Here is an 18,892-nt window from a genome sequence, read left to right on the forward strand (position 1 = left end):
CCAATCCTTGCGTTTGATTTTGTAACTTCTGGATATGCGGTAAACCAATAAACGACGCATAAGTCCAGAATAGAACTGAGTCCTTCAGCTAAACCTTTTAAGCCATCATTATGTGTTGCTGCGACAGTAAAGTAGCAACTACAACGGAAATCTTTGCTGTTTTTCGAAAGTATCGTTTTTGAAAGAGACTGAACCTTTTTCCAAGAGACTCTCCCTGTCACCTTATTAAGGTTATTAATTTGACGTTTTATCTCTGTAAAATCATCTAATGCGTTTGGGTTAGTTCCGCTAGGCTTTTCTTCGTCAATAGGCCGTCTTGTGAAATCTGAGGAGAACATAATCTTGATATCCAACTGTATATATAACGAAATCGAAATTTAGCGATAACTAATAAATTTAGCCTCGCTTGTTTTTTATTTATATTCCCGAATTCAACTCCGAACTGCGACATTCTTAATTTTAGCACTATGTGACGTTATTCACAAAAAGATCAAAAAATGTAACAATTTACGACTAGGCTTTATAAAATTTCAGTGATGAAGGTCACATTTATGGTCTTTTTGGGGAGAAATAATATGAATCTAACTATTCCTACGTGTGGTGCTTTATTGATTAATAATTACTCTTGTCAATGATTGCATAAATATTAACTAACACTAAATTAGAAAAATGCTTTAAATGATTATGCCATAGGTTAAAGATAAAAAAGTGGCATTTTAGGTTTTTTGAATTTTGTGAATGCTAATTTTCTTGTATTGAACAACCTTCTTTCTTTGGATGGTTGTTGGTCGTTTGATTTTTCAATTATTGATAGTTTTGATTTTATAAATGAATTTTATTTGTAATTATTCGTAATGCATTTTCTTGTAGATATATCGTTTTTTTTGCTAGTTATAATGTCGTAAATGGCGGGTGTGACCGTCTCCTTATTGTAAAAGACATAATACTTGCTATCTTGCGCATCTAGTTAATATATGGATGAACTCAGAGGGAAGCATGCGAAACCTAAGTCAAATCGGTCTAATATCCACAATGTGTCTTTTTTCGTCCATCGCAATCGCGAAGGGTGAAAGATATGGTGGTTCAGTAAATATGCTGAGCATAGACACTATAGAATATGATGAAGGGCCGAGTGGACAAGTAGATGCTCTACGTTACGGGTTCGTCCATACACGTCCAATTGATGAAAGCAACAACCGATGGCGTTGGTGGTTAGGGTTCAATTATTTAGCAGAAGATGATATCGAAGCTCCAAAGAATGGCGTTTATAACGAGGTAACCAATTACGAATTTCGTATTGTGCCTCAGTATGCTTTAGGTAGCTGGTCGGTGTTCACACCTTATATAGGTGCAGGCTTGTCTTTAGGTTACTCGCAATACTCAAACCGTTGGAAAGTTGACGACCAAGGCTTTCGTTACGGCGAACAACTTGAAGATATCGATCAATTTGAAGCTGGCGCTGTTGTGACTTTTGGTAGTGTGATCAAGTTAGGAAGTAACCCAGACGCTCATTTACAAATAATCCCGCAAGCTTCATACATCTTACCTTTTTATAACGAAGGTCTAGGTGGTGTCGAGTTTAGTGTTTCTCTTCTGTTTTAAAGGCTATTCATGCGTATAAATCAATTGGTTTTGGTGATCTCGAAGTGCCCTGAAGAATATGTTGGAGCTAAAAGTATCGAGATGCCTGAAGAAGGTGGATCTCTAGGGCGAGAAGCAGGTTGTACAGTGACTTTAACGGATCACAACCGATTCATATCTGGTACGCACTGTCTATTGAGTATATATGGAGACACTTATTACATTAGTGATGTGAGTACAAATGGCACATTGGTTAATGGTAATAAGATCCTAAAGAATCAACCAGTTTCGTTGTGCGATGGTGACAGAGTTTCTCTCGGACAATATGAAGTGAGTATTTCTCTTGAGTTGGTAACGACTTCATACGACATAGCTTCTGAAATAGCGCCAGAAAGAGATTCAACAGACCCTTTAATGAACTTGGAAGAATCCGTTGTTGAGGAAGAAGCAGAGACAGGCGCGCTTGAAGATCTCTTCATGGAAACGAAACCTGATGGAGTAGATACTCATGATCCCGTCGAGCACTTAAAATTCTCAATGCAGAGAGATGATGATTATTTGGTCCGAGACGAAAGTAACAAAAAAAATCTTATGAAGTCATCGATAGAACCACAAAGGCAAGTTGTTGATGACAGTTTAAGCATCCATTCTGAGTTCGACCTCCCTAGTCTGATTCCTGAAGATTGGATGGGGATGGAAGAAGAACAGCAGGCGAACCTGAATGCTCAAGACATCGCTGATGATCAAACTAAGATACCGAACCGTTTAAAACCAACAAACATTGAAGGTACCGATTTTAAGTCAGATACGCTTACCGGCAGTTCAGATGTTCCCAAGCGTAAACCGACAAAAGTACCGCCTGTTACTATTATCCCTAATTCCGCAAATATACAAAGCCACAAGTGGGAAGAGGTGACACAAGAGTTTGTCCCTCATACCGAACCACAAGAGCAGCCTGTTGAAAGTGAGAGTAGAACTCAGAGTAATACCGCATTGAGTGAAACTTCTTACGAACATGAAAATGTAACACATGCATTCTTTGAAGGACTGGGTGTTGATTTAGAGTCTGACACGAAACATGACGCTTTATTTTTTAAACAAATGGGCGCTTGTTTGCGATTGTGTATCGATAATTTGTACAAAGATTTACAGAGTGTTGAAGAGCTTACTGACGAAAGCTCCTTTGCTCACAATGATCTTAGCCTAACTACATTGATGTTAACGCTAAATAGTCAAAATCTATTGGCTCCAAATGAGCTAATTGAACAGATACTGGATGAACTTAGCGAGCACGATACCTTATATGCCAAGGCAATTAACGATTTGGTATTGGAGCAACTAAAAGCGAATGATCCTCAGCAGTTTGCAAACACTTTAAGCCAGGAAACGCGCTTCCTTAGTAAGTCAAAGCTATGGCAAAAGTACAGCGAACATTATGAGCAGAATACTCGACAATTCAATGAGTCGACATTTAAAGCGTTGATGAAAGACAGATACAGTAAGGTTGCAAAAGCTGATCATGCGTAAACTTATAATCCCCATTACCTTGTTTCTATTATCAGGTTGCTCTATGTGGGAGCAGTTTAAAGAATCATCTGGAATTACACCAGAAACATCTTCAATTGAACTCGTGATAGAAGCGTCAGAACTTCTCAATGTACGAGAGCAGGGACAATCTTCGCCGGTCATTCTGAGAGTTCATGAACTCACTTCACCTGTTTTATTTCGTAGTTTGGATTTCTTTGCTCTATTCGAAAATGATAAAGCGTCCTTAGGTGATGAGTATATTAAACGATATGAATACCAACTGCAGCCGGGCGATGAGCTACATGAGATTTTAGAGTTAGATCCAACGACGCGTGCATTAGGTTTTTCTGTGGCATTCAGAGATATTGATGGCTCGTCTTGGCGGAAGGTTGAAGTGATCGAAGAAAAAAGTGAGTACTTTCTGAGATTAAAAGTAGAGGGTAGTGAATTATCTTCGAACAATACTCGCGGTATTGAACAGACGTATTTTTAAGGAACTGACGAATGTCTTTATATAATCCAGTTGTTTGGCAAGATGGTATGTTCATGAAGCCTCAACATTTCCAACAACTAGACCGATCTCAAAGTAAGTTATCTAACATGCTTAGCTCTAATAGCTCTCCATTACATTGGGGAGTAAAAAAAATTGAGATTAATACTGAGCTATTGGCATTAGGAAAAATCGGAATCACACGAGCAGAAGGTATATTACAAGACCGCACGCCATTTGATTTACCGCTTCTTGCTGAACTTCCAGAAGTAAGAGATGTTGACCCATCTATTGCGGATAAAGTGGTGTACTTATGTTGCCCACTACCATCAGAGCGTTCGGAACTCTTTGGAGGTAATGGTGACGGTGCTCGTTATAACATGGAGACCCAAGAAGCCGTCGATGCATGTTATGAATCAGAAGATATGGCAAGTATTGTGGTGGGTAAACTTAACTTCTTCTTAATGTACGACCACGAAGATAAGAGTTCTTATACATCGATACCCATTTTAAAAATTTCCGAAGTGAAGCCAGACGGAAGCATCATTTTGGATGAGAACTATATCCCGACGTGTATTGATATTCATGCTTCTACCGTTTTAAGCAAGTTCGCGACTGAATTCGCGTCAATGCTCAAACATAGAGCAGAATCTATAGTTCAGCGTTTGGGGGTGGTTGACCAACAGGGCGTATCATCTGTTGCTGACTTTATGTTGTTACAAGCCTTAAATCGCTACGAACCGTTGTTCTGGCATTTTGCAAGCGTAGAGGGTGTTCACCCAGAGTCGTTTTACCGAATCCTATTACAAGCTGAGGGTGAATTATCCACATTGTGTTCTGCATCTCGCAGACCACAAGAGTTCACCAAATATAACCACAGCCAACTTACTGATTGTTTATCTCGGACACTTGATAGCGCGAAAATGACACTCAGTGTGATGTCAGAGCAACGCGCAATACCTCTAACATTGAGAGAGCAAAGCTACGGAATTCGAACAGCAGCAATTCCAGACAGTAAAATTGTCGAATCTACGACGTTTATTCTTGCTGTTAAAGCAGACGTACCGCTTGATATTTTACATACACAATTTGTGAGCCAAACTAAGATTGGTTCGATCGACAATATTCGCGATCTAATTAACTTACAATTGCCGGGCATTGAAATGAAACCAATGCCAGTGGTACCTCGAGCGTTGCCTTATCATGCAGGTTATACCTATTTTGAGCTCGATAAAGCGAGTGACGAATGGAATGCATTGAATAACACAGCTGCCATCGCTGTCCATATTGCAGGTGACTTCGCGAACTTGTCACTACAGCTTTGGGCTGTACGCCTATGAGTTACGCCGAAAACGATGTCACAGTAGTACTATTTCAACCAGAGCCAGGCAAGCCAATGGAGGTTATGCCTGCACCTGATTTATCTAGAAATATTGCGGTAAGAGACCTAAATGTTGAGAGTATGGGTGTTAATCCTTTGGTCGATCAGTTTACTTGGTTAATCGCCAGTCTCTCATGCATGTCTTCGATTCCTTGGTTGGACGACCCTGGCCCTTTTAGAGAACAAGTTGCACGAGAAATTCGCAAAGGTGAGCGAAAGCTCAATGAAATGGAGTTGGATCGAGCATCAATATTGGTCATACGCTATTGCTTATGTGCTGCGATAGACGAATCTGTATGTCGACAAGAGTGGGGGGCGAACAGTCATTGGAGTACAAATAGTTTGTTGTCTGAGTTTCATAACGAAACATCGGGTGGCGACAAGTTCTTCACCATCTTAGAGCGCTTAAAAGCTGACCCTCGAAAATATAGACACGTAATAGAATTCCTCTATTTGTTGCTGCAGCTAGGGTTCCAAGGCAAGTATGGTCGAGAAGAGCGTGGCAACGAAAAGCTTTCAGAGATAGGAAATACTATCTATCGCTTAGTTAGAGACGAGCGTTTAGCTGAGCAGGAAAAAGTAACGTTAGTTAACTTAAAGGCGAAGTACTTAAAAAAACCGCTCAAACGGGTTATTTCCCCTAAGTTAATTCTTGGCGTCAGTACTGTCATCTTTGGCGTTATGTATGCTGCGACTTACTTGGTTATTGACCTAAAATTTCAGCAGCTTTTGGATGTGTATCAGTAGCATCAGATTTAATTGTGAGATCTTCTGTCCGTTTTTAAAAATAGACTCGAAGTAACAGTCTCATCCTTCATTTTCACTACGTACTTAGAGAGATTGCAGCCTGCGATCTCTTTTATCATACATCTATTGGAATTTAATTGGATTTACTATGGGCGTAACAGTTTGTGCGAATGGACTCAGCGTAGTTCATCAAGGCTCAGGAGGAGAAGCGAACGCAACACTCCCTGATGTTTGTTTAACAACAGTCGGCAAACCTGTTGTTCCTATCCCTTATGGTAACAATGCAAAGTCCGCCGATTTAGTAGGCGGCACCACGACCGTCTCTATGGATGGCGGTAACAGCATTGCTATTAAAGGCAGTAAATTCAGCGCCAGTACTGGCGATGCAGGTGGTGATAAAAAGGGCGTAGCCTCAGGCACTATTGAAGCCGAGGCCGAATTCATATCAGCTTCTCCTACCGTTAAGTTCGAAGGTGTCGGTGTATGCCGCCTTTCTGATCAAATGACCATGAATAAAGCCAACACCATGTGTTTAGGCGGTGCTCAAAACCCTTCGGTTTCTGTGACAGAAGAGCAAGAAGGGACGTATACGGTAGACCTGTTTCTTTCTTATTCTGATGGAGAACCTGTTCAAGGGGCTACATATAAACTGATTGATCAAACCGGCGCTTCCTTTGAAGGTACATTAGATAATGTAGGCAAAGCTTCGGTGAGTGGGGTTGCACCTGGTGAATTTAACATTGACTATGGTGAAGATAGTCGCGAATTCATGCCAAACATCCCAACTAAAACCAACCCTAATTTCAACCCAAATGCGAATGCCCAATTAATTATTGAAGAAGCCAAACGAGGTGAGGTTGGTTTCTGGGAAAATTCTTGGAAGAGAATGTCTGGCGCTGCCAGCTGGATCTGGGGGGTAATTTTAGGTGACTTTAATGATGATGCATCGGTAGAGCAAATCATTGCAAACACAGCGCTGACAATGATCCCCGTCGTAGACCAAGCAGCGGATGTACGAGACCTCTCAGCAAATATCATGACACTATTAAGTGAAGAAGAGCGAGATAAGCCAGAAAATTGGTTGGCACTCTCTTTGACTTTGATTGGCTGTGTTCCAACGTTTGGTAGTGCAGTTAAAGGTACATGTAAAGTCGCTTTGAAAGGTGGTAAGGGCACATCGAAAGACACTTTACTCGCGGTACTTCGGGGGATGGGCAAAGGTGATCCAGAAAAGTTCTTGCGTACATTAAAATGGGTTGATTACGCCAAGCAGGCGAGCAATATTGTATCGGATGTTCTAAAACCTTGTATTGAAGTGGCGAGTGAGCTTGCTTCTTACGCTAATCGCATGGGAGCTGATGAACTAGCAGAGTACTTCTTAAAGTTAGCCGACGAAGTGAAAACAATCGATAAAATGGTGCCAGATAAACTAAAAGAAGCGATGGGTGAGTTTGACCAGTTATTCGCTCGAATTTTGGGTAAAGGCGAGCGAGCTTATCCTGCAAAAGTTAAGCACAACACTGGTAAATCTGCGCAGTCAGGAAAGAGTAACGATAACACCAATGAGAAAAAGGATAAAAAAGAGTTTGTTTGTCCTGTTTGCAAGAAGAAACCAGAGAAATGTGACGCTTATTGAGGAGGAGCAGCTGTGTCTAAAAAGCCGTCAGATAGCAAAATATCAGAACATAAATTGATAATAGGAAGCGGTTCCAAGCTAGCTAAAGCTATAGCAAAAAATAAATGGTCGAGTGATCTAAAAAACCATCCTTGGTATGACTCTAAGTACAATACTGAAAAAGGTGGCTTGCAAGCGCACCATATTGTTACCACTGAATCATTGGATGGTCATTTGTGGAAATTATGGAGAGAGGCTTATGAGTATGACATTAACAGGGCAAATAATGGTGTGATGCTGCCAAGTAGCACTATTATTGCTTGCCAAGTAGAAACACATGTTCATCGCTCCAATCACAATCGAGGTCTTGATTACGACACCGTTTTAGATAAGTACTGGGGAGGCAAGGCTAAGCCCGAAGAAATCCCGGATGAAGAGTGCGAGAAGCTATATAGTGAATTACGCACCTACTTGAAAGGAGTATACAAACAAATAAGCGAGATTAAAAAAAGAGCCGAGAAAAAATATTACTGTAAAAGCTCCAAGAAAAAAGAGTTTACCGAGGATCTCGATGACGCAGCGGAAGATATAGTGGACAAACTAAATAGCTTTCATTGGACTCTGTCCAGATTTGGTAAAGACTATGCTCCGAGCTCAAAAATTGGATGTGGAGGTGGTCACATTGAAAGCGAGAAAAAAAGTAGAGAAGAATGTCCTCATAGGCTTAATATTACTGGAACTGGGCACGCAATTCGGAATAAACTAGGCAAGGTAATGGAACCTAAAAAGTTAGAGGCAGGCTCATGAGTGATTATTTTTTCGTAAAAGAAAACCAAATTACACCAATTTATGCAGTTCCTGATGAATATGAAGAAGCGGCATACAGCACAATATTTACTTTTCCATGTGGCCCTGTGCCTGTTTTAGCAAAATATAAGCCAGACGAAAAGTATATAATACCAGATGTTATAATGGAGCCTGATTTTTCCATATCTAGAAATATATATGATAGATTGAATATTGCAAACTTGTATGGTTCTAACTGGATACATATCAAATTAATTGATAAAGGTGAACATGATTTCATGATGTTGCAGTTAGCAAATGAACAAGATGTCATCTGTCATGAACAGAGTAATTTCAAAAGGTTCAAACGCGGAAATATCTCAGGTATGAAAAAAATCGTCATTGATCCTCAGAAAATTTTATCAATTCCTCTTCAAAAAAGACTAGTATTTAGAGACTCGGCTTGGGGATTTCACACATTCTTTCACAAAATTATAGTAAAAGAAATTGAATCAACAACTCCCAATGGTGTTGAATTTATACCAATAGAACACTTTAATGAAGCGTGGGCCGGTTGATATGTATATCAAGTTTAATAAAGATAATATTAGTAAATTATTACCTGAAAAAAGACCAGGTATGATTTTTTCGAACCCTGATTTGTTTGTTATTTTCAATGATAATATCCGGTTTGTAATTTGGGAAGAAATTTTAGACAAGTTAAATAAAATTTGGCTAGAAGGAAAAGATACTTGGGATAGTAATTTTGATTTTGGTAGTCACCCTGATGATTATGACAGACAGTTTGATGACTATAAAACAATTGAATTATTGCAATTTCCTACAATCACGAACTTAGACACCGAAGAAAAACATGCTTTTGCTTTTAACGAAAATAATGAGTTGTATATTAGTGAAGACTTCGTTAAAGACTTAAAGTCAGCAGGTTGTGTTGATGTTTGGTACGATACAACAGCGCCATACGGTCGATATTAGATTGTTACCATGAAAGATAACAAAGCGCCAAAAGGCGCTTTGTTAGTAATTGTCGAGAGATATTTTGTCCCTATGTTCGATGTCAACTTCTCCAAAATCAAAGCCTGAGAATAAGTTAATAAAAAGGATAGTTGATGAAGTTTGCAATAATTTCAGAAAATTTCAACCGAAGCACAACACAATTTCAATGTGTTGATAACAGAGAACCACTATATAGCAAATCCGAATATGAACCTACGAGCTCGAAATCACCAATAGTGTGGGAAGCTCTGGACGGTTCGACTAAGCAAGTTGGAAATATAGCCGATAATGGGGATCTTTGTGTTACCAAGGAGTTTGCTGAGATCGTGATGAGCTTTGACCCTTATGGTATAGAGTGCTACCCAGCGACACTAAAATTAAGTGATGGCTCGTTGACTGATAGATATTTACTTGCTCTTAACAATGTTATTGATGTTATTGACGATGTTAAGTCTCGAACTAGAAAATCTCCTAAGAGAAACAAAATCCTTGTTATGGAGTTGTATTTGTCAAAAGATAAGCTAGTACAAATACCTTTCCAAAAACGTATTTTGTTTAGGGTGCAAGGCGCTGATACTGCGACAGTGTTTTGTGAGGAAATTTACGATCTAGTAGCTAAAGATGACCGTTATTCTGATTTGAGGATGTTTAAGCTAGATTGCAATCAAGAAGTACCGAAATATTGAGGCGATAATGAAAAATCAATATAGTGTTTTATCAAAGCAAAACTTAACAGAGTTTCCATTTCAACAAACTCCAAAGCCAATTGTACCTGTCGAACCAGACTTATTACTGGAAATGACTTTTTCACCAAAGCTTTTTGTTATTGGTGATATCGCAGAAAAAGTTGAAAATTTAGTGGTGCATGGTGTGGAATGGTTAGATGCTCGTGTTGATTGCTCTCCAAGTCAGCCATCGGGCGATCAAATTAAGGTGTATGAAGACTATCGGATGCCTTACATTCACCAAACTTACAAATTGACCAATCAAGAAAAGCAATTTGGTAAGTTAAATTGGATCGATGCTGAAAATACTGAGTTTGATTTTTCTAAGTTAGAGAGCATTCCACTAGAAGAAAGGCTGATCTTCAAACTAGAAGAAGATTATGGTTTGGTTTTTATTCACCAAAGCGTGATTGATTTACTTAAGCAACATGTTAATGATGTTTGGGTTCGAGATGTATAAAATGAAAGCGCCTGAGGCGCTTTTTTTTAAGTCATACTGGTTACGTTAACTTCTGATACATAGCAATAGTTAAGCACTTAGATCTTTTCAATCTCGGGCAGGGTGTATACCTTCATTGATTCAACGTTAGGTTGATAGACACGTAATAAGAAAGACCAGTTGTCTTTAGGGGTGTAAGCAAAGTTTACGTTATTACCATCCGCATGTTTTTTACAGTCTAAACCACCGAATACCACCGTGAATGTACCGTCTTCGTTTTGCGTCAGTCCTTGATTGGTCGAAACGATGTTATTCTCGTTCGACATGAGATAACCTTTTGAATCGTAGACAGTGATTGAGTAATAACCTAGGTCACTAGCTAATTTAGGTGCTTCGTATGTCGCTTGGTAACATTGTTCACCTTTGGCATTCTCTAGTGCGTAAGGTGCATACATTGCGGTGTCAGCTGTCGATAGGCCGAACGCTCCAGCAATTGTGTAAGTAGTCTTTTCCCAGTCAGTCACATCTTGCGCTCGGTATTGAACTGTATCGTATGTGTCATTTAACTTATCGTATTCTGGCATTAATGCAGTACGAACTGCTTCCATAGCCTCAGTGTTTGGCTTTGGCAATCCTTCAAGATCTTGACCACCACCGATAATTTTCACTTTCGGCTGAAGCTCTTCTGTAATCCGTTTAACGTTTTGTTTTGTTCCATCTGTCGCAAAACGCAAGCCTATCAGCACATATTTTGTATCGAACATTTCAGGAGTGAACTCGTAAGTTCCTGCGCCAACCTTATAAAATGGTTGAGTGTGGTTCATATCTTGAAGGTGAAGTGTAACCAATTTCCCATCGTTCTCAGGTACAACGACTGTAAATGGTTTGGAGGTATCGATAACGCCCATTGAGTACAAGTGATCAATGGATGGTGATACAACCCAGCGAGTGTCTTTGTTCGCCAGTTCTTTGAAGTGATGAAGGTTGTTTAAGCCTAACTTAAAGTTGCGAGCAAAATTGTCAGCAAACCAAATGCCTTCTTGGTTTATGTACTCATGCACCGTCATACCATGATCTTCTGGGTTTACCGCCCACGAAGAAGAGTCAATGTTAGCAAAGACGTCTTCAATTGATTTATCTTCATTGTTAAAGCTGGTTGTGGACGTTCCTGCAACCGTAGAGAAAGACGTGACCACTAATAAAGAAAGTAGAGTTTTTTTCATTTTTAAATACCATATTCTGTTTTATTAAGTTGAGGTAATGGTAAGTAAAAGTTTGGTATTTATGAAATGACTATATAGAATCACAGGTATGACAAATATGTTATACCTGTGAGGTTGGTACTTTGAAAGCTGCGCTAAACAAGATCGATTTGAACCTACTTAAGGTTCTACATGTTTTGATAGAAGAGCAAAATGTTACCCATGCTGCGGAGCGACTTTTTCTTGCTCAGCCTTCTGTGAGTCGGAAGTTACGGAAACTTCGAGAGCAGCTTGATGATGAGCTCTTTGTTTCGACTCCACAAGGAATGAAACCTACCTACAGGTGTAATCAAATCGCAGAGTCACTCCCTGACTTAATTGCGCTGCTAGAGAAAACATTAACTCCGGTAAAGAAGTTCGACGCGTACAGCCACGCTGGGCATATCTCTTTGGCCATTAATCCGCTTTTAGGACAGTCATTGCCTCATATCTTGTTTCTATTCCTTGCCAAGCATGCGCCGAACGTGACATTTTCTTGCCACATATGGAACCAGAATACGCTTGATAATTTAGCGAAAGATAACATTCAGTTAGGCATTAATTACGACGTCCCAATAGGCAGCAAGGCCATATTGCATAAACATTTGGCCGAAGATCACTTTAAGTTGTATGCGAATAAATCCCATCCTATTCATCTGAAGAAGATTGTAGAATTTGAATATCTTTCAGAATGTCGATTTGCAATTGCACAGTTGGCTGAGTGGAATGAAAAAGAGGGGATGATGGAAAACATGTTGGTGCAAAGAGGATTGAATTATAACGAAGTCTTTCGTTCCGAAATAATCTCAAATGTCGCAGCTGTGGCAGCGCAAACCGAGGCTCTATTTCCAACTTCAGAACTGTATATCGATAATACACATAACCTAGTTGAAGTTAGTCATGCGAGGCTCCCATCATTCAATAGCAAGCAGATTTTGCTTTATCAACACAAAAAAAGGGAGTCAGATCCTTTCTACTTGTGGCTACATGAAAACATAGTCCAGTTGGTTGATGGGTTAGGTTAGTTGTCCTCCTGGCAACTGTTTAACTCGATACATCGCTTTTTCTTAGAGTGAGCGCCATCACCAGGTACTTCAAGGATATTTCAACGAGTTTGTTTCAGTAAGTTCGGGGGTAATTCTCTATCTGTAACCGTTGATAAACTTAGCTCGGCGGCAACGAGCTCATGTGTGTTTGTATTGACTGCAATATGAAGCTTTCGCCAGACTCTACGCTTCCCATCCGTCCCGTGTTTTTGACTTTCCATTCACATTCACCATAAACCTTAAGGCCAGTAGCATCGATGGCTAGGTGCCGTATTGCTCCTCTAGCTTTAGTCTTAAATGAGGCCTCAACTTGCTTGGCTCTACGAATGATGTAGGTGTAATGCGGACAACTTAACGGCACATGGGCTAACCAAAATATCGAGACTACAAATCCTTGCAGCGCTGTCAGTGGCATAGAGAAAACTCGTTTCACCATGAGTGCTGTCGTGATAGCTAAATCATTGAACCGACATGGCCTAAACGAGCGCTTATTCTGTTTGCTCTGCGTCCACCCGACTATTGTCTCTTTATCAATCCAAAAGGTCAGAAAGCCTCGATTAATAAATGATTGGTTGTATTGTAACGAGGTTTAGGCACAGAGCTACGAGAGGGGGTGGGCGTAGCTGAACAGGTCGTAGGTTCTAGGTTTAGTTCGATTGAATTACACAACAAAGCCAACTCTCGATATGGAATAGAACGCTATCTAGATAATGAAGAATAATAGGCAGCAATATCTTTTAAATCTTGTTCAGAAAGTCGACTTAATTGAGCCTTCATCATGTCAGCGTAGGCACCTTCACGTTGGTCGTTCTTATACATTGTCATAGTATTGAACAAATAGAGGCGGTCTTGCCCTTTAAGGTCTGGGGAGTTTTTATTCGTGTTGTCGCCAGCAACTGAATGGCAAAAAACACAACTCGGGGATTTCAGTTTACCGAGTTCTGGATCACCAAAGTTGTCTGCGTGAAGTGTGAAAGAGAGGGAAGCAGTTAGTAAGATTAGATACTTGTTGTACACGTATATACTCCTGTGAAAACAAAAGTATAAAGGTTCCCCTTAGGGGAAGCTCAAGTATTAATAGCGATAGATGAGAACTTTGCTGAGAGTTACAGCGCTTTTTCTAATTCCGTTAGGAATCGAGCAATGTCTTCTGTACTAATATCACGGTGAGTAACAAAGCGAACAGGATTACCTGGTGACATAGTAATACCTTGTTCACCTAGCTCTCGTGCGATGCGGTTGATATCTACTGATTCATCTAATTTAGCAAACACAATGTTAGTTTGGATGAAATTAGGGTTAACAGAAAAGCCTTCTAGCTTGTTTAAACCAATCGCTAGATTTTTTGCATTGTCGTGGTCAGCTTTAAGTTGAGCCACGTTCTCCGTGAGCGCCATTTTCCCTGCTGCGGCAAGAATACCTGCCTGACGCATACCGCCACCCACCATTTTACGTAGGCGGCGTGCTTTGGCGATGTACTCTTTACTACCAAGAAGTAGTGAACCGATTGGAGCGCCTAAACCTTTCGATAAGCAAATCGTCATAGAATCGAAGTGTTGTGCGATCTCTTTAATGTGAACATCTAACGCGACTGCCGCATTGTAGACGCGCGCTCCATCTAGGTGCATTTGCAAGCCATGTTGGTTTACGAACTCACGAGCTTCCGCTAAATAAGACATTGGAAGTACTTTACCATTAATCGTATTTTCTAAACTAAGCAGCTTAGTACGTGCAAAGTGGCTGTCGTCTGGCTTAATCGCAGCAGCAAGTTTTTTAAAATCTAACGTGCCATTTGGGTTGTTTTCAATTGGCTGAGGTTGAATAGAACCAAGTACCGCAGCGCCGCCAGCTTCGTACTTATAGTTGTGCGCCTGTTGGCCACAAAGGTATTCGTCACCACGCTCACAGTGCGCCATTAAACCAAGTAGGTTAGCTTGCGTGCCAGAAGACGTGAACATAGCGGCTTCAAAGCCTGTTTCGTCTGCTGCCCACTGCTCAAGCTCGTTTACTGTTGGATCGTCACCATATACATCATCGCCGACTTCTGCGTTTGCCATTACATCGCGCATTGCTTGTGAGGGTTTAGTTACGGTATCAGAACGAAAGTCCATGTTTCTCTCCTAGAGTATTATAGGTAGCCGCAGAGTTGGGCTTTACTTAAACAAGCGATAGTTTTTGTATCGGTGATTTGATCGTGTCGTATTTTGTTGTGTAGTTCTTCTAAGCTCAGCTCGATCACTTCTATGACTTCATCTTCATCACATTCAAAGCGGGTAGTGAGGCTTAGGTCTTTTGCGACAAACAGATACTGTATTTCATCACAGAAGCCAGCCAAAGGGGTGACTTGCCCTAAACTTTGAAAAGAAGTTGCACTGTAACCTGTTTCTTCTTCCAGTTCGCGCTGCGCGCATTCAAGAGGTGTCTCATCAATTTCCATAGTGCCTGCAGGTAACTCTAGAAGCCACTTTTTGAGAGAAGGGCGAAATTGATTAATGAGGATAATCTTTCCAGACGAAGTGATAGGAAGAATAACTGCCGCGCCAGGGTGGTTTATTGTTGTATGTTTTACCACGACGTTCGTAGGGAGCGTCACGTTCTCTTCTATGAGAGAAATACTTTTCCATTTATGGATAACTTTACTCATGCAGTCTGGCCACATTCCTTGCCAATTTTTCGTATAACGGAAGACGTGCACCACCATAACGTCTATGGTGTCGAAAATAAAAGAAAAATTAGGGTTAGCAATAGATTTAGTTTCACGCCGTTCGTGATGTTACTCTCATAATTGGAATCTATGATTGCGCCAAAATTACCGACGTAACCATCTGATATAAATGCAACTCAATAATAAAATGCACTTGTAACAAAGCGCTAACAAATGTATAAAAACAATTCTACACTCTCAACTGTTCAAAGATTTTCGGAGTAACGCATGAACCCTTCTATTTCTTCACATGCTGACAAGGCGCTACTCTCTGAAAGAATCAATAAATTAGCGCATGCTCTGTCTGATGGTGTCTACGAAAGAGAAGACACCATTAAGCTTTGTTTACTGGCTGCTTTGGCTGGTGAAAGCGTGTTTCTATTAGGCCCTCCGGGCATCGCAAAAAGCCTTATCGCGAAACGTCTCATTCAGGCTTTTGATAACAGCAGCTATTTCGAATATTTGATGACTCGTTTCTCTACTCCCGAGGAAGTGTTCGGCCCACTAAGTATCCAAGAATTAAAAGACAACGGTCGTTACGTAAGACTAACCGAAGGCTACCTACCAACTGCACAAGTCGTCTTCCTCGATGAGATCTGGAAAGCCGGCCCTGCAATCCTAAACACGCTACTTACTGTCGTTAACGAAAAGACTTTCAAAAACGGCAGTGATATTGAACGTGTACCGATGCGTCTACTAGTATCGGCATCCAACGAACTTCCAGATGAAGACAGCGGCTTGGAAGCACTTTATGACCGTATGTTGGTACGCGTGTTCGTGAACCGTATTCAAAACAAACAAAACTTCAAATCGATGCTGACGACGGGTACTTCTCAAGAAGCGGTAATTCCAAAAGGTTTGGCGATTACGGACATTGAATACCATCAATGGCAGAAAGAGCTCGATAAGCTGGAACTGACAGACAATTCGTTTGATAAGTTGTTTGAACTAAAAACCATGCTTGAAGAGACGGTTAAGAAGCAAGGCTCTGCTTCAGAGTCAGAATTGTATGTATCAGACAGACGCTGGAAGAAGGCCGTTAAACTATTGAAAGCGAGTGCGTTCTTTAGTGGTCGCGATAGCGTGAACCCGCTGGATATTATGCTTCTGCAAGATTGTTTGTGGCATAGCCCAGAATCACGTGATGTGGTTCGTAGCGTGGTGAAAGACTTTGCATTGAACCGAGCGTTTGATCAACAAGAGTCGAAAGCTCAAATTGAAATGTCTCGTGAAGAGTTAGAAGAGATTCAAGACGATGTTGAATCAACGTTGTCGGTGTCACTTTCTATGGAGTCAACCAGTGGCTTGTTGCGTAAAGATGTTTACCAGAATGACATCAAGAACGCGAAAATGTACAGTGTGGGCAGTGCTTACAATCTAGTGAAACTGGTTATGCTGCAAAGCAACATGTCGGTTTCTGAATCTGAGAAAGGCGATAGCCGTTGGGTATACGTAGCCAAAGACGATTTTGATCGTGTTCTTAAAGAAGGTCACGGTGATATTTACGGTTACGTAAACGAAAATAAAAACCTATGCCGTTTAAAACTCGACTTGGATGCATCAAACCAATTAGTGATTAAAGACATCGCCAATCGCTCTGTATTGGTGAGTGTGGTTACTACTGACGGTTTAGACCAAGAACTGTACAACAAGTGGTTGAGTGGCGCTGAGAAAGCCTTAGAACAGTTAACTGAAGCTGAATTCAAGTTAAAACGCGTTCGTACTGAATTCCATGATGCATTACCTCATAACTATATTGACCCTGATTTACCAAAAGCGATGGAAGCAAGTTTGCAATCGGTAACGCAAGATCTTGAAACCACGAAAGTGAAGAGTGCCAAGATCGCTCAGCGTATTAAGTTTATGAGCCAGTACTTCGAGTAAGAGGAGAGCATATGTTAGGAGCAGACGGCTTAAACCTCGCTTTGATGGTGGCTGATTCAGGAATCATTGATACCGCGATGAATGATCTCATCGCTCGTTCTCAAGTCATGATGGCTGCAGAGAACAAAGGTGTGAAAACCTCAGTGAAAAACCACTTAGTTAAATGGCGCGGTAAAGTTAAAAAACGCGTTACTAAGGTGTGTGAAACTGATCGATTCCAAGAGGAAATCGCCCTTTACCAAGAAGTGATTTACTGGGATGAACCTCAGTTCTTTGATGAGATTGACAGCGTTATCAAAAAGCTGGAGTGGCACTCAGCGTTTTATCTACAAGCTCGACGCCTTATGGAGAACAACAAGGGTGTTTATAACGCGATGTTTCCACACTACTTTTGCGACCAATGGTACCAATCACTTTCTGATGCGATTAAACAAGCTCAAGTAACTGAACTTGAAACAAGCAAAGAAAAAGTCTTAGCCGACCTTTATCAGCGCATGGAAACCATGAAAAACATGGATAAAGTGACTGAGTCGGGTGATGAAGGCAGTGTAGGGCGCTTGTGGGACATGGCTTCTGCCAAATTAAGCAAAACAGACCTTACCATCATGAAACGTCATGCTGAGTTCTTGAATAAGCACAAGGGCTTGCAAGAGATCGCTGAAAAGCTAGGCCGTATGGCTGGTGAGGAAGATGATCCTTCGCTACACAAAGCCCCTGTAGAAGAATTGCAGGTGGTTGAAGAGAAAAGCGATGAAGCGGTCGATGATATTGTCGGGATTCATGAAAGTGATGACCTTAACAAGATGCTGCCAAACGAAACCATGTTCTTAGCTTATCCTGAACTTGAGGTTATCTTTTACAAGCACTTGGCCGACAAGCGTTTACTGAGCTATCGTTCGCAAGGTAAATCACGCACGTTACGCAAAGTGAAAGCGCAAAAACCAGATAGCAAGAACATCGATATTGAAAAGGGTCCGTTTATCGTCTGTGTGGACGCTTCGGGTTCTATGAGTGGTTTCCCTGAGCAGTCTGCTAAAGCAATGGCTTATGCCTTAATGCAAATTGCTCTTGCAGAAGAGAGAGACTGTTACGTGATTCTTTTTTCTTCTGAGCAGATTACCTATGAGTTAACAAGGCAAGATGGCCTACGTGAAGCGAGCGACTTCTTAAGTTACTCATTCCACGGCGGTACGGATTTGGAACCTGTTCTCATGAAGTCGATTGACCTAATGACTGGTGATAAATACAAGAATGCCGATTTAATCGTACTTTCTGACTTTATTGCGCCGAAACAATCAGACGAAATGATTGCTCAGGTTGAAAAGTTGAAAGAACACAAAAACCGTTTCCATGCGGTTAGTCTTTCTAAGTATGGCAACCCTCAACTTATGACTATGTTTGACCACTGCTGGGCGTATCATCCGAGTCTTGTCGGTCGTTTTATGAAGAAGTGGTAGCGCTAGAACATCTTGTTTAACTCGATTTTGCTGTGTGTTTTTTGATTAAAGAGATCGAACATGCAGCAATTTGATTTAAATGTCAGCAAACGGAATTTAAATTCACTTTTTTGTTTGACTATCTCCCCTCAATCCGTAAAGTAGGCACCCGAACACAGCGGTGCGGCTTATTTAAGTCCCTAAAGTGTTGAATTAAAAAGGCGCCTTGGCAGAGTGGCTATGCAGCGGATTGCAAATCCGTGGACCTCGGTT

General features: G+C 40.8%; 19 protein-coding genes and 1 pseudogene. 14 read left to right on the forward strand and 6 right to left on the reverse strand.

Features of this window, described 5'->3' with window-relative positions; genetic code table 11:
* On the reverse strand, nucleotides 1-338 hold a 338-nt coding region (locus tag AB6E54_RS22100; RefSeq protein ID WP_372169046.1), incomplete at its 3' end, for a type VI secretion system ImpA family N-terminal domain-containing protein.
* 658 nt (nucleotides 339-996) lie between these two features.
* On the opposite strand from AB6E54_RS22100, the gene AB6E54_RS22105 reads away from it, so the two are divergent.
* From AB6E54_RS22105 to AB6E54_RS22155, 11 genes are all read left to right on the forward strand, one after another.
* Nucleotides 997-1,602, forward strand: coding sequence for a hypothetical protein (locus tag AB6E54_RS22105; protein WP_102333587.1), 606 nt, complete (start codon nucleotides 997-999; stop codon nucleotides 1,600-1,602).
* 9 nt (nucleotides 1,603-1,611) lie between these two features.
* A complete protein-coding gene (gene tagH, locus AB6E54_RS22110) occupies nucleotides 1,612-3,108 on the forward strand; it encodes a type VI secretion system-associated FHA domain protein TagH (protein ID WP_102333588.1) in 1,497 nt (498 codons plus the stop codon).
* Complete coding sequence (gene tssJ, locus AB6E54_RS22115) at nucleotides 3,101-3,601, forward strand: type VI secretion system lipoprotein TssJ (RefSeq protein WP_029222546.1); 501 nt, start codon at nucleotides 3,101-3,103, stop codon at nucleotides 3,599-3,601. The genes tagH and tssJ overlap by 8 nt, the downstream gene beginning before the upstream one ends.
* 11 nt (nucleotides 3,602-3,612) lie before the next feature.
* On the forward strand, nucleotides 3,613-4,938 hold the full coding sequence (gene tssK / locus AB6E54_RS22120; protein WP_102333589.1) for a type VI secretion system baseplate subunit TssK: 1,326 nt from the start codon (nucleotides 3,613-3,615) through the stop codon (nucleotides 4,936-4,938).
* Nucleotides 4,935-5,726 (forward strand): type IVB secretion system protein IcmH/DotU, encoded by a 792-nt coding sequence (gene icmH, locus AB6E54_RS22125; protein ID WP_017064531.1) that lies wholly within the window; start codon nucleotides 4,935-4,937, stop codon nucleotides 5,724-5,726. The genes tssK and icmH overlap by 4 nt, the downstream gene beginning before the upstream one ends.
* Before the next feature lie 148 nt (nucleotides 5,727-5,874).
* A complete protein-coding gene (locus AB6E54_RS22130) occupies nucleotides 5,875-7,362 on the forward strand; it encodes a PAAR-like domain-containing protein (protein ID WP_102333591.1) in 1,488 nt (495 codons plus the stop codon).
* 12 nt (nucleotides 7,363-7,374) lie between these two features.
* On the forward strand, nucleotides 7,375-8,148 hold the full coding sequence (locus tag AB6E54_RS22135; RefSeq protein ID WP_102384353.1) for an AHH domain-containing protein: 774 nt from the start codon (nucleotides 7,375-7,377) through the stop codon (nucleotides 8,146-8,148).
* Complete coding sequence (locus AB6E54_RS22140) at nucleotides 8,145-8,705, forward strand: hypothetical protein (protein ID WP_102333593.1); 561 nt, start codon at nucleotides 8,145-8,147, stop codon at nucleotides 8,703-8,705. Before AB6E54_RS22135 ends, AB6E54_RS22140 begins: the two co-directional genes overlap by 4 nt.
* Before the next feature lies 1 nt (nucleotide 8,706).
* A complete protein-coding gene (locus AB6E54_RS22145) occupies nucleotides 8,707-9,123 on the forward strand; it encodes a hypothetical protein (protein ID WP_170967448.1) in 417 nt (138 codons plus the stop codon).
* Between the two features lie 134 nt (nucleotides 9,124-9,257).
* The gene (locus AB6E54_RS22150) at nucleotides 9,258-9,830 is read left to right on the forward strand and encodes a hypothetical protein (protein ID WP_372107370.1); all 573 of its coding nucleotides are present in this window, start codon (nucleotides 9,258-9,260) and stop codon (nucleotides 9,828-9,830) included.
* Between the two features lie 7 nt (nucleotides 9,831-9,837).
* Nucleotides 9,838-10,329, forward strand: coding sequence for a hypothetical protein (locus tag AB6E54_RS22155; RefSeq protein WP_102333596.1), 492 nt, complete (start codon nucleotides 9,838-9,840; stop codon nucleotides 10,327-10,329).
* Between the two features lie 77 nt (nucleotides 10,330-10,406).
* Here AB6E54_RS22155 and AB6E54_RS22160 read toward each other — a convergent pair whose 3' ends face one another.
* Nucleotides 10,407-11,531, reverse strand: a complete 1,125-nt coding sequence (locus AB6E54_RS22160) for a DUF1254 domain-containing protein (RefSeq protein ID WP_017064536.1) — start codon at nucleotides 11,529-11,531, stop codon at nucleotides 10,407-10,409.
* A 122-nt stretch (nucleotides 11,532-11,653) separates the two neighbouring features.
* On the opposite strand from AB6E54_RS22160, the gene AB6E54_RS22165 reads away from it, so the two are divergent.
* The gene (locus AB6E54_RS22165; RefSeq protein WP_076668635.1) at nucleotides 11,654-12,574 is read left to right on the forward strand and encodes a LysR family transcriptional regulator; all 921 of its coding nucleotides are present in this window, start codon (nucleotides 11,654-11,656) and stop codon (nucleotides 12,572-12,574) included.
* An 83-nt stretch (nucleotides 12,575-12,657) separates the two neighbouring features.
* Here AB6E54_RS22165 and AB6E54_RS22170 read toward each other — a convergent pair.
* From AB6E54_RS22170 to AB6E54_RS22185, 4 genes and pseudogenes are all read right to left on the reverse strand, one after another.
* Nucleotides 12,658-13,157: pseudogene (locus AB6E54_RS22170) on the reverse strand (IS5 family transposase); the annotation flags it as partial.
* A gap of 137 nt (nucleotides 13,158-13,294) precedes the next feature.
* Nucleotides 13,295-13,612 carry a cytochrome c gene (locus AB6E54_RS22175; protein WP_017064539.1) on the reverse strand — a complete coding sequence of 106 codons (318 nt, stop codon included), beginning with the start codon at nucleotides 13,610-13,612 and terminating at the stop codon, nucleotides 13,295-13,297.
* An 89-nt stretch (nucleotides 13,613-13,701) separates the two neighbouring features.
* Nucleotides 13,702-14,706, reverse strand: coding sequence for a low-specificity L-threonine aldolase (gene ltaE, locus AB6E54_RS22180; RefSeq protein WP_102333597.1), 1,005 nt, complete (start codon nucleotides 14,704-14,706; stop codon nucleotides 13,702-13,704).
* A gap of 17 nt (nucleotides 14,707-14,723) precedes the next feature.
* Nucleotides 14,724-15,239, reverse strand: coding sequence for an NUDIX hydrolase (locus AB6E54_RS22185; RefSeq protein ID WP_372107368.1), 516 nt, complete (start codon nucleotides 15,237-15,239; stop codon nucleotides 14,724-14,726).
* Nucleotides 15,240-15,527: 288 nt separating this feature from the next.
* Between AB6E54_RS22185 and AB6E54_RS22190 the strand changes: the two genes are divergently transcribed.
* Together AB6E54_RS22190 and viaA are read left to right on the forward strand one after the other, a co-directional pair.
* Complete coding sequence (locus AB6E54_RS22190) at nucleotides 15,528-17,183, forward strand: ATPase RavA domain-containing protein (protein WP_017067123.1); 1,656 nt, start codon at nucleotides 15,528-15,530, stop codon at nucleotides 17,181-17,183.
* 11 nt (nucleotides 17,184-17,194) lie between these two features.
* Complete coding sequence (gene viaA, locus AB6E54_RS22195; RefSeq protein ID WP_017064542.1) at nucleotides 17,195-18,640, forward strand: ATPase RavA stimulator ViaA; 1,446 nt, start codon at nucleotides 17,195-17,197, stop codon at nucleotides 18,638-18,640.
* Nucleotides 18,641-18,892 lie beyond the last annotated feature (252 nt).

This window comes from Vibrio sp. 10N.247.311.49 (genome assembly GCF_041467655.1).
Taxonomy (GTDB): Bacteria; Pseudomonadota; Gammaproteobacteria; order Enterobacterales; family Vibrionaceae; genus Vibrio; species Vibrio crassostreae_C.

Coding starts and splice junctions, on each gene's coding strand:
- AB6E54_RS22105 (WP_102333587.1), top strand. CDS start 997: ATGCGAAACCTAAGTCAAATCGGTCTAATATCCACAATGTGTCTTTTT.
- tagH (WP_102333588.1), top strand. CDS start 1,612: ATGCGTATAAATCAATTGGTTTTGGTGATCTCGAAGTGCCCTGAAGAA.
- tssJ (WP_029222546.1), top strand. CDS start 3,101: ATGCGTAAACTTATAATCCCCATTACCTTGTTTCTATTATCAGGTTGC.
- tssK (WP_102333589.1), top strand. CDS start 3,613: ATGTCTTTATATAATCCAGTTGTTTGGCAAGATGGTATGTTCATGAAG.
- icmH (WP_017064531.1), top strand. CDS start 4,935: ATGAGTTACGCCGAAAACGATGTCACAGTAGTACTATTTCAACCAGAG.
- AB6E54_RS22130 (WP_102333591.1), top strand. CDS start 5,875: ATGGGCGTAACAGTTTGTGCGAATGGACTCAGCGTAGTTCATCAAGGC.
- AB6E54_RS22140 (WP_102333593.1), top strand. CDS start 8,145: ATGAGTGATTATTTTTTCGTAAAAGAAAACCAAATTACACCAATTTAT.
- AB6E54_RS22145 (WP_170967448.1), top strand. CDS start 8,707: ATGTATATCAAGTTTAATAAAGATAATATTAGTAAATTATTACCTGAA.
- AB6E54_RS22150 (WP_372107370.1), top strand. CDS start 9,258: ATGAAGTTTGCAATAATTTCAGAAAATTTCAACCGAAGCACAACACAA.
- AB6E54_RS22155 (WP_102333596.1), top strand. CDS start 9,838: ATGAAAAATCAATATAGTGTTTTATCAAAGCAAAACTTAACAGAGTTT.
- AB6E54_RS22160 (WP_017064536.1), bottom strand. CDS start 11,531: ATGAAAAAAACTCTACTTTCTTTATTAGTGGTCACGTCTTTCTCTACG.
- ltaE (WP_102333597.1), bottom strand. CDS start 14,706: ATGGACTTTCGTTCTGATACCGTAACTAAACCCTCACAAGCAATGCGC.
- AB6E54_RS22185 (WP_372107368.1), bottom strand. CDS start 15,239: ATGAGTAAAGTTATCCATAAATGGAAAAGTATTTCTCTCATAGAAGAG.
- AB6E54_RS22190 (WP_017067123.1), top strand. CDS start 15,528: ATGAACCCTTCTATTTCTTCACATGCTGACAAGGCGCTACTCTCTGAA.
- viaA (WP_017064542.1), top strand. CDS start 17,195: ATGTTAGGAGCAGACGGCTTAAACCTCGCTTTGATGGTGGCTGATTCA.